Origin of the sequence: Proteiniphilum sp. UBA5384 (assembly GCF_002410825.1) — a bacterium.
In the GTDB taxonomy this organism is placed as follows: Bacteria; Bacteroidota; Bacteroidia; order Bacteroidales; family Dysgonomonadaceae; genus Proteiniphilum.
Window position 1 is genome coordinate 26714 of sequence record NZ_DHOS01000016.1, and the last position, 10970, is coordinate 37683.

General features: G+C 41.5%; 10 protein-coding genes and 1 tRNA gene. 8 read left to right on the plus strand and 3 right to left on the minus strand.

Translation table 11 applies throughout. From position 1 onward, the window contains the following. The first annotated feature begins 2 nt into the window (after positions 1–2). The 4 genes from xseA to B4G81_RS04835 all read left to right on the plus strand — a co-directional run bounded on the left by xseA (position 3) and on the right by B4G81_RS04835 (position 2859). Positions 3–1256 carry an exodeoxyribonuclease VII large subunit gene (gene xseA, locus B4G81_RS04820; RefSeq protein WP_294080679.1) on the plus strand — a complete coding sequence of 418 codons (1254 nt, stop codon included), beginning with the start codon at positions 3–5 and terminating at the stop codon, positions 1254–1256. 124 nt (positions 1257–1380) lie between these two features. Then, positions 1381–1572, plus strand: coding sequence for an exodeoxyribonuclease VII small subunit (gene xseB, locus B4G81_RS04825; RefSeq protein WP_414703166.1), 192 nt, complete (start codon positions 1381–1383; stop codon positions 1570–1572). Continuing rightward, positions 1569–2261 carry a 2-C-methyl-D-erythritol 4-phosphate cytidylyltransferase gene (locus B4G81_RS04830; protein ID WP_294080680.1) on the plus strand — a complete coding sequence of 231 codons (693 nt, stop codon included), beginning with the start codon at positions 1569–1571 and terminating at the stop codon, positions 2259–2261. The genes xseB and B4G81_RS04830 overlap by 4 nt, the downstream gene beginning before the upstream one ends. 124 nt (positions 2262–2385) lie before the next feature. Then, complete coding sequence (locus B4G81_RS04835; protein ID WP_294080681.1) at positions 2386–2859, plus strand: Lrp/AsnC family transcriptional regulator; 474 nt, start codon at positions 2386–2388, stop codon at positions 2857–2859. A 28-nt stretch (positions 2860–2887) separates the two neighbouring features. On the opposite strand, the gene B4G81_RS04840 is transcribed toward B4G81_RS04835, so the two are convergent. Together B4G81_RS04840 and B4G81_RS04845 are read right to left on the minus strand one after the other, a co-directional pair. Beyond that, positions 2888–4849, minus strand: a complete 1962-nt coding sequence (locus tag B4G81_RS04840) for a DUF3858 domain-containing protein (RefSeq protein ID WP_294080682.1) — start codon at positions 4847–4849, stop codon at positions 2888–2890. Between the two features lie 30 nt (positions 4850–4879). Next, entirely contained in the window at positions 4880–6586 is a 1707-nt protein-coding gene (locus B4G81_RS04845; protein WP_294080683.1) for a DUF3857 domain-containing protein, read from the minus strand. Between the two features lie 339 nt (positions 6587–6925). On the opposite strand from B4G81_RS04845, the gene B4G81_RS04850 reads away from it, so the two are divergent. From B4G81_RS04850 to B4G81_RS04865, 4 genes are read left to right on the plus strand one after another with little or no spacing between them, the layout of a single operon-like run. Further along, positions 6926–7501: a hypothetical protein gene (locus tag B4G81_RS04850; RefSeq protein ID WP_294080684.1), complete on the plus strand. Its 576-nt coding sequence runs from the start codon at positions 6926–6928 to the stop codon at positions 7499–7501. Positions 7502–7503: 2 nt separating this feature from the next. Continuing rightward, positions 7504–7800: a winged helix-turn-helix domain-containing protein gene (locus B4G81_RS04855; protein WP_294080686.1), complete on the plus strand. Its 297-nt coding sequence runs from the start codon at positions 7504–7506 to the stop codon at positions 7798–7800. 21 nt (positions 7801–7821) lie between these two features. Further along, complete coding sequence (locus B4G81_RS04860) at positions 7822–9999, plus strand: TonB-dependent receptor (protein ID WP_294080687.1); 2178 nt, start codon at positions 7822–7824, stop codon at positions 9997–9999. A 21-nt stretch (positions 10000–10020) separates the two neighbouring features. Further along, positions 10021–10656 carry a hypothetical protein gene (locus B4G81_RS04865; protein WP_294080689.1) on the plus strand — a complete coding sequence of 212 codons (636 nt, stop codon included), beginning with the start codon at positions 10021–10023 and terminating at the stop codon, positions 10654–10656. A 115-nt stretch (positions 10657–10771) separates the two neighbouring features. Here B4G81_RS04865 and B4G81_RS04870 read toward each other — a convergent pair. Beyond that, positions 10772–10845, minus strand: a tRNA-Pro gene (locus B4G81_RS04870). Positions 10846–10970 lie beyond the last annotated feature (125 nt).

Genomic DNA, 10970 nt, shown 5'->3' on the forward strand with positions numbered 1-10970 from the left:
TCATGAACGAATCATCCCTCACATTATCCGAACTTAACCACCGGGTGAAAGATGCTATCCGCAATCACCTGCCGGAAACCTACTGGATGCGGGCGGAGACAAGTGATGTGCGCCGTAACCGCAATGGACACTGCTACCTGGAATTTATAGAAAAAGATACCGCAACACAATCCATCATTGCCAAAGCAAGGGGGGTGATCTGGTCGAATGTGTTCCAGATGTTATCCGCCTATTTCGAAAATGAAACGGGTCAGCAGTTTATCTCTGGCATCAATGTATTGGTGTGTGTGTCAGTGGAATTCCATGAGCTTTATGGCTACTCGCTTACAGTAGTGGATATTGACCCTTCTTTTACACTTGGAGAGATAGCCCGTAACCGCCAACTTATATTGAAGCAATTGGAAGAGGAGGGTGTTTTAACGCTTAACAGGGAATTAGCGTTGCCGGAATTGACCAATCGGATTGCTGTAATTTCATCACCTACCGCAGCTGGATACGAAGATTTTTGTAATCAGTTGGCAAATAACGCTGAAGGATTCGTTTTCTATGCGAAACTGTTTCCGGCAATCATGCAAGGTGACAGGAGCGAGACTTCCATTATTGCAGCATTGGAGAAAGTATTCCATTACCGGAGTTTGTTCGATGCGGTAGCCGTTATCCGGGGTGGGGGCGCTTCATCAGATCTGCGTTGTTTCGATTCCTATCTTTTGGCTACAAACATAGCACAGTTCCCGCTTCCGGTAATTAGCGGCATCGGGCATGAAAGGGATGTGACCGTGCTGGATATTGTGTCGCATACCCGTGCGAAAACCCCTACGGCAGTAGCCGGATTTTTTATTGACCATCTCTCCAAAACGGCTATGGAGCTTGTCGATTTGGAGGAGAAAGTGCTTTCAGAAAGTGAATCCCGATTGATAAAAGAACAAACAGACCTTTTCTCTCTGAGCAAAGAGGTGATCCATCAATCATCACTTATGATCCAGCGTGAAAGCGCAGCTATGCAACAGCTATCCGGTAGGATGAAATACAACATACAGCATTTCTTACAGCATCAATTGCATCTGTTGGAGAAAAGGGAACAATATATACAGATGGTTTCTCCCGAAAATATTCTTAGACGAGGCTATACCCTGACTTTAAAGAATGGGGAAATTATCACTTCACTTCATGACCTCGCCGTGGATGACGTAGTTGAAACCCGCTTTAGGGATGGTTTGTCTATTTCAGTTGTTACCGGCATAGGAAAATCGGAATAGTAAAAGAGGAATTGTTGGATTTTCATATGGTGATTGCAATTAAATCGTTCATCTCAAGATACTCGTTTTATTGTAATCATTTCCATTCGAAGCTTGCAATCATAATCATGCAAAAGGAATTAATATGCAAAAAATGACTTATACGGAAGCAAAAAAAGAACTCGAAACAATTGTTTTTGCAATTGAATCAGGTGAGTTGGATGTGGACGCGCTTACTGAAAAAGTGAAAAGGGCATCGGAGTTGATCGCTTTTTGTAAGGAGAAGCTGACCAAAACCGATAAGGAATTGCAGAAAATATTAGATGATATCGCATGAGTTCAGGAAGGAAACAGAGTGTAATTATCGTCGCTGGAGGAAAAGGGCTCCGGGCAGGGGGAGAACTACCTAAACAGTTTCAACTCATCGGGGGCAAGCCCATGCTGATGCATACCATCCATGCATTTCATCATTATGACAGGAGGATGTATATCGTGGTGGTACTTTCTGAGGAAGCTCACTCATTATGGCAAGAGTTATGCAGGCATCATCACTTCGTGATTCCGCATACGACCGTGACCGGTGGAGAAACGCGGTTCCATTCTGTGAAAAACGGTTTGGACGAGATTTCGGAGGAAGGTGTAGTGGGGGTTCATGATGCGGCACGTCCTTTTGTAACATCCCGGTTGATAAAAAGGTGCTTCAACACGGCTTTCGAAAATCGGTGCGGTGTAATTCCTGTGATAGAGGAGGTGAATAGTGTGCGCCAACTTACTGAAACCGGAAGTAAAATAATCGACCGGAAGTTGTTGAGACTGGTACAAACACCCCAGGTGTTCCCTGCCAAGGAATTGAAAAAAGCCTATGAGACCGGCTTTGACACCTCTTTTACCGATGATGCCTCGGTAGCGGAAAAGTGGGGTATGGAAATTCAATTGGTAGAGGGAGAGGGGAATAATATTAAAATCACTACTCCTTTGGATATGGTGTTTGCCGGATATTTTTACCAATGCATGGCAAATCGATAGAAATATACTGTTTTCTTCAGTAAATAGTATGGGAAACGCTACAAATTTAAAAAAAATCATTCCATTTTGTCAAAATATCATAGAAATTTATTACTTTTGGGGAATCAATCAAAAACAGACACCTATGGAAAAAATAGATAAATTAGACCGGCAGATCCTGGAAATTATTTCCCAAAATGCACGGATTCCTTTCCGGGATGTGGCAGAGCAGTGTGGTGTGTCTCGTGCCGCTATACACCAGCGTGTACAACGGATGATCGAAAACGATGTGATTACCGGATCAGGGTACCATGTAAACCCCAAGGTGCTTGGCTATGCTTCCAGCGCCTATATCGGTGTGAAACTCGAAAAAGGATCGATGTATAAAAATGTGATTCCGGAGTTCGATAAGATCCCTGAAGTGACCGAATGTCATTTCACTACCGGTCCTTATACTCTATTAGTAAAGATATTTGCACGTGATAATGAACATCTGATGGATTTGTTAAATAACCGTATCCAGGAGATACCCGGCGTAGTGGCTACGGAGACGATGATCTCGCTCAGCCAGAGCGTGAAACGTGGAATTCCAATTATGAAGGATGTGAATGAGGAGTAGCGGAGCTGCAAAGGCAACTCCGGTTTTTTTATTCCTTCACCAAAACAATCATATCCGAAAAGCTTTTGACCATTTTATTGAAATCGTCTTTCAATTCCTCATATTTTTCGGGTTGTATGATAAACTGTTTCATATTGAATTGGGCATCAATGGTTAACTGATTCTCAATTTTTACTATTGCATAGGAGAATGAAATCAAATCATTTTCTATCGATTGATTTGCCGGAATATATTCAATATTGTATCCTTCGGGGATCAATAGCGTACTTTTATATGCCTCCCCTCTCAGATAGATCAGGTCCACAGGAAGTGTCCTGCCTGATTGTCTGAACGGGTTTTTATTCAGATTCAGCGAACAAAAAGGATTGATGAATAGTTTTCCGGAATGGTTATCAATCATATTCTCCAAACGAAAGAGAAAAGTGAAAGGCTTATTCAAGGCTCCTGTTTCCGGAACCTTCATCTCAGTGGCATTGATTTGCTCTTTGTCTTTTAAATACCGGATCAGATTATCGGGATTTCCAAGGTAGGTTGAACGTAACCTGTATGCGTCCGGTCCCATAGACAGATACATTACCTCGGCTTGAACACTGTTTGTTTCCGGGATGATATTTAATTTGAGGTGTTTCTGTATATGGGATGACAGTCTTTGTTGAATTGTGATCCATTCGTCCGATTTGGGCTTTACCACCAGCCCCCCCACATTCAAACATCTTTCCGGCAGTACGGAAAAATATAAAAGGGGTTCGGTCCCATCCAGCAGCATAACCCGGTCTTCCACTACCGCCAGTACAATTACATAATTGAAGAACTGTTGAAATGGGTGCTCGAAACTGATGGTTCCGTTGCCACGTGTACTGAGTATGACGGGATGAACTTCTATCTCTGCCCATTTGAGCAATCCCGTAAGCAGCAGATTGATATTGCCGGTATTTCCGCTTTGTTGTTTCAGAAAATCTTTTAATTCGTTGTCTGCAAATTTTCCATAGAAACCATTCCACTTGTATTTCAACTTTACAAATTCCGTAATAAGTTCAACCTTTTCCCTATCCGTGATTCCTTCTAGATTTATACCGGAAATAATTTGAGGGGCTTGTTTCTCTGCATTTTTAATATATTTCCCGAAATTGTCGTGCTTAAGGAATTCGTCGCACATTTCGGACCATGTGGTCATAACCTCCCTGCTTCCTCCATGGGGGTGATGAACCCGTGAAAGCTGGAAATTGATATTGATCATGTAGTCGTCGACGGAAGTAATATAATCTTCATCTTTGAATGCAGGTAGTTCATTCATTCCAAAGTCATAAATCATTTCCCTGTATGCAAGATTCCTGAACCGGGTCTCACCGGTGGACGTATCGGATGTGAATATATCCAGCTTATTGCTTCCTTTAAGAATATACACATATTCGTAGTAGGGAATTGCACGATATCTTAAGTTGCTGAGAACAACCGGTATCCTCTCCTGGAAGTACCATCTGCGCATATTAAAAAAATAAGGAGTTACAATGGTGTAACTCAACTCGATGACCGAACCGGGACGTACGTCGGAAAGAGCGATCTTTTTAACGCACATATAATCGTTCACTTTTTCCTCGAATACATTTTTTGTTTCCAGTTTCGTCTGCGTGAATCCCTGGTCAATATTGTAAGTGGTACCCTCAACACTTTCTACAGTTTCCCATCCCGAATCTCCGTTATATATCGGTATCTCGAAATTGGCATATTGTACACCTGACTGTTTGAGGATTTTGATCTTGACCTGCTTCTTCATGCGTAGATAAAGTTTCCCATTCTCGTAGTTACCCGCATAGAAGTATTCACCCTGATTGTAAAGCATGACTGCCTCCGCATCGGGATCGTTCTCATATTCCTTCATTACCATTTCATACTGGGTTACTTTTCCAAATTCACGTGAATATTTTTCATGCTGGGCGGATGCCATCATGGAAAAGAATAGGAATGCCGATAAAATTACAGTTTGTCTCATCTTAATATCTCGGTTAGGTAGCGTGTTGTTTTAGAGCGCTTCAATATGGATGTTTTTTACTTCGTTGTGTTTCATCGTTTGAATAAATTGATAGAACTCTTCATATCGCTCAGAAGGGTATTTGCCTGCATATAGCAGAATAGTCTTATGACAAACCAGTGTATTGTCTTTCTGTTCATAGGAAATTTCATATTTGCCGAAATCCGTTTCTATGGATATTTTTTCAGGAATATGGGATATCTGTTTGGCAGAGATATCATAAATGATCGTGTCCATATAAAATTCAGGGTAATCGATCTGCACTCCCGTAGTTCTCTGCGCAGGTTTTTCAAAATCCTTTACTTTTATGGGAAAAGGAGGAAGTATTAAATTATTACCATATTCCTTATATATATTGGTAACGCTGTACCGGGCGTTCAGGTTGATTTCGGGAGATTGTCTGTCGGTGGGATGGAATGCATACTCGATAAGTTCTGCATTGCCGGCAAAAATTTCACCGCGGACAATATTGTCTAACTTGTCTTTGCCTAATTCTTTTACCGCATAATTGAAAAATTCATATTTATATCCTTTTTGGTTTTCTGTCACCTGTATCTCTTTTGAATCGGGCTTTATGTTGATAGTGCGGCTAGAGAGCACTTCTTCCGGTTGTAAAGCGGGAATATCGATGAGTTGGCTGTCGTTTTCATCCACCAAAAGTGCTTTTCGTCCTTGCGTAAATGTTCCCATGTATCCGAATGGAATATTCTTATCGGTACATTCCAAAAAAACAGTATCTTGTTCCAAGGGTACGGTGAGTATGACATGGTTGAATGTTTGGGATGGAAAATCTGCGTCGAATTTGGGAATCTTTGTGCCGGCATCAATAAGGGTGTAGTATGACTTGATACCTATATATTTCAACATAGATTGCAGGTAATTGGTAAGTGCTTTACAATCGCCATATTTATGATTGCAGACATAGCTTGCCGGATAGGTCTGGAGGCCTCCCAATTGAATACTTACATTGATATAGCGTGTATAATCCTGAAGATATCGGTAAAGAATCTTAACCTTTTCCCTTTGACTGTCGGTGTTTTTCACCATATTATCCACTCTTTGACGCTCTTCTTCCGTCAGTTTGTCTTTATTTTTATTCAAACGGAATATCCAATTTCCGAAAGATTGCCAGGAAGCAAAACTTCCTGCTTCTCCATATTTGAAAAATAAGGGTACAATGTGGATGGATGGTGCTTTAAAATCACTGTTAAGGCTATAAATATCAGTGAAGAGGGGAGGTGTGAAGCTGTAATTCCATCTTAATTTCCTGAATTTACCCCCTACTTCTATTTCAGGATTTCCTACATTTTCATACCTGTACTTTATGGAGTCGGTCAGCGGTACTTCAACGATTAAAGTGTTCGAAAGGGCGGGAGTTTTTGATCTTGTATGATCTATATTGATAATATTCAGTGATTTTGCATAGTGTATCCGGGAGACATAAAAAATGAGATAGGGATATTGATCGTATTTCAGATCAAAATATTTTACAAAATCATCTTCATATAAGGATATCGAAGAGATAAAACTTCGATCTTTTATTTCATTTTTTTTCAACCTTCGGATAATATTTCCCTCTTTGTCTTCAATCCATGCATCATCAATGGTTATTTTATCTCCTTTTGAATAGGGAATAAGAATCTCGGTAACTGCATTTCTGTCATTTATTTGCATCAGCATGGTGTCTATCTGGATCATACCGTTGTTATTCAGGATAAAATGAGATGTCCTATGGATGATCTCGTTACTCGGTGACGACTGCGAAAAGCAAGTAAATGTGTAAAAAATAAAAAAAAATAGAGCGAAGTTTCTCATAGTTCGAATCTTCAAAAGACAAAAAGTTATACTGCAAAAGTAATGAATATTTTTTGGTTTTTCTTTATTATTTTTTTTAATTATTAGATGCTTCTTCTTTTTTAAAGAATAGATTAAATATTTTTTTTAGTTTCATTTGGTTTATAATATAAACTGATTTATATTTGTAGTGTTGTTTTAGTTTGAAATATAAACCGATTTAGAGAAATAAAATAAAAAACAATGGAAGAGAGACAATTAAACGAGAAGGAGAGTTTGGAACTGATCGCTCGAATGATTCAGAACACGCAGCAGAAATTGGAGAAAGGCAATGGAATGCCCTTTCTTGTCTGGGGATACACTACAATTGTGGTGTCTTTGTTGGTATGGTACTTCTTATCGAGAACCGGGGATTACCGGATGCATTATTTATGGTTCCTTATCCCTTTAGTAGCCGGACCGGTGATGTTCTTCCTTGTCCGGAAAGATGAAAAGGGTGTGAAGACCTATATCGACAGGGTAGTCGGGTATGTCTGGACGGTGATAGGGCTGACCGGTTTTATGATTTCTATGGTAGCTATCTTTTTCTGGAATCTACCCATCCTGTTTATCATTATCCTGTTGATGGGAAGCGGCACTGCCATCACAGGACTGGTCATACGCTTTACGCCGATAGCTGTTGCCGGATTCGTGGGGATTGTGTTATCGCTTGCCTGTTTATTTACACAAGGAGTAGACCAGATACTGGTTTTTGCCGCAGTATTTCTGATGATGATGGTCGTTCCCGGTCATATTCTCAATGCAAAAGGGAGGAAATAAGTATGTTTGCATCGCTCGATCCGTTATTGCATTCCGAACTGCGGCTGGCTGTGATGTCCATCCTTATTTCGGTGGAAGAGGCCGATTTCGTGTATCTCCGGGAGAAGACCGGAGCGACAGCCGGCAACCTCAGCGTGCAGATCGACAAATTGAACGAAGCCGGCTATATTGAAGTGGAGCGGGGATTTTCCGGTAAGCGTACGCGTACTGTTTGCCGTGTTACCCGGAAAGGCATGCACGCTTTTAAGCAGTATGTGGAAGCGCTACAAAGTTACCTGAATCCCCCGAAAGAGGAATAATCACTCTAAAGAAATAGCATTATGCTTATTATAAAACGATTAGCGGCAACCGTTTGGTTGTTAGCCTGCTTTGCTGTTGCTTTTTCGCAAATGGTGGTAAAGATATCGGGTACAGTGCGTGATGAGGCCGGGCAACCGGTTCCTTATGCCAACGTGTATATTAAAGGAACGATGGATGGTGCATCTACTATGGCGGACGGGACATTTGGGTTTACAACCTCCGGGACTGGTATGATGACTCTTGAAGTTTCGTCTGTCGGGTATGTAACCTATTCAGTGACCGGAGAGGCTCTGAATATGGATAATTTGCAGATATTTCTAAAACCACAAACCAATAACCTGGATGAAGTGGTGATATATGCCGGAAATTATTCATTGAAAAATTCATCCACTATCAATAAGACCAAAGCGGTAGAATTGCTTTCCACTGCCGGATCGAACGGGGATCTCTTTAAGGCGATATCCATGCTTCCGGGAATGCAGGCACCCGACCGTGACGGCCGGTTATTGGTGCGGGGTGGGTCGAGTCGTGAATCGCAGACCTATATAGATGATATGCATGTGCTTTCACCATACACTGCTTCGTTTGGTGACGTCGGATCGCGCGGGAGGTATGCTCCCCAACTCTTCGAAGGGATCAGTTTTTCATTGGGAGGGTATGTTCCGGAGTATTCCCAGGGATTGTCAGCGGTATTGCCGTTGTATACCCGTGATGAAGCAAATGTGACAAAGGTAGGAGTAGATGTCATGAATGTGAGTCTTGGGAGTAGCGGCACGATTCCCTGGCATAACGGCTCATCCTCTTATAATTTGACTTATACCGACATGACTCTGTACAACGAATTATTTTTCCCAAGCCTGAAATCCAAATGGCGACGTCCCTATAGACAGATCGGATTACAAAATCAATTCAGGTTTACACTTGGAAAGGATACCTATTTGAAGAGCTATCTCGCATATAGTAAAGCAGGCTTTGTCTTACTGTCTGCCGATCCGTTCAGTGCAGCCACACGCAATATGGAATTATCCGACGATGACTTATATATAAATACCACCTTTCGAAAAAAATTGGATAGTGGAGCCTCTTATTTTTTTGGAGCCGCCTATTCATCCAATCGACAAAATATGGAAAATGCCAGGACAATGAATGATTCCTATTTCACAAAAGAGCGTGAGATCCACTTGAAAAGCAAAGCTGATAAACGATTTAACGATTTTTGCAAAATGACGGCGGGCGTTGAAACGTTTTTTAAGCGGTATCAATTTCATTATTCGGATACCACGTTGTTTGATATAAGTTTCAATCATGGTATCGGCGGGGCATTTATTTCCAATGATTTTGGTTTGGCAAAAAACCTGATGTTGAATATTTCGGCCCGTATGGAATATACATCGCTAAGCGAACAATGGCAATTATTGCCGCGTATAGCACTCGGGTATAGGTGGCGTGATCTGACATTTTCGGGTGTGCTGGGAAAGTATCAGCAGAATGCCGATAACGAGGTGTTGATATACACTCCTGATTTGTTGCCGGAAACCAATGTGCAGGCACTGGTCGGTATTTACTACGAAAGAGAAAATCGTATCTTCCGGCTGGAGGCTTACCACAAGAAATATGATCATTTGCCACTTCTTTCAGGGGATATATCTCCATTTCTCCATTACAATTCCGAAGGAAGGGGTTATAGCAGAGGGATCGACCTCTTTTTCAATGATACCCGCTTTTTGGAACATTGGGAGTATATGCTTGCCTATTCATACAACGATTCACGACGGCAATATCTTGATTTTCCCTGTAGGGATATACCGCCGTTTGCCATGCGGCATAATGCGAGTGCGACGTTGAAATACTCCAATTTTTCCATCCGGAGTATCATTAGTGTCAGTAACCGGTTTGCAAGCGGTCGCTATTATCATGACCCGAACCGTGAAGGATTTATGAACGGCCGGACACCCAATTATAATTCGTTGGATGCAAGCTGGGTCTATCTGGCCAACAAACGCACCATCATTTATCTCGGATTTTCAAATATTCTCAATCGACAGAACATTTACGGATATACTTTCAATGATAAAAGGACTCTGAATGACCGGTATGAGAGCCATCCGTTGACACAACAGATAAATCAGTCATTTTATATTGGGTGCTTTATATCTCTCGGAAAAAATGCGGCATACAATGTGTCGAACTTTTATTGATTCAACTCAAAATTTATTCTTATGAAGACAAATTTTTTTATTACAGCGTCAATCCTGTTGAGTATGATATTCTCCTCTTTCGTACAAGCGCAGACCGTGCGTGATAGTCGATATGAAGAGTATATGCAATTGGCTTTGAATAGGATGGATTCTGCCAAAACAGTAGAGGGTTTGCAGCAAGCCCGAAATCTATTCGACCGGATTTCAAAAAACTATGTTTCGGAATGGCTTCCAGCCTATTATGTGGCTTATTGCGATGTCAATAGTGTATTTTATGATCTAAAGTCGCCGCGTAACGGGATGATTTTGGAGGAGGCTAACAAGGTGATAGAGGATATGGATGTTTTTCCGAGTGCTGACCAGTCAGAAATCAATACGTTGAAGGGGTATTGCCTTATGGCTATGATTGCGATGAATCCTCAGGTGAACGGACAGCAATATTTCTCAGAAGTAATCCGGCTTTACGAGACTGCAATAGCGCAAAATCCGGAAAATCCGCGTCCGGTAATTCTATTGGCCGATTTTGAGCGGCGCTTGCCGCCCTTTATCAGGTCTGATAAACGAAATCCGGATGAAGAAAAAGCCAAGGCTACTTTATTGTTCGAAAAAGAAAATCCGAATATTGAGAAGCCTTACTGGGGAAAATATTTTCTGTAAATAAAATGAAAAGTCTGATATTCAGCCTTTTATAATCTATGTTCCAGGTTTGTCCCGGCCATAGGGGCGACTATTCATCAATCATAGTCCCATTGCCGGATAGGGGGAAAAATTGTCGGGATGAGGTGACTCGAACACCCGACCTCCACGTCCCGAACGTGGCGCGCTAGCCAACTGTGCTACATCCCGATCAATTTGTGGCTGCAAAGGTAAATAATTTTTTTCGAATCAGAGAGGAATTCCACGAAAATTGATTATTTTTGTATCGGTAATGCGGCAATAGCTCAGTCGGTAGAGCATTAGCTTCCCAAGCT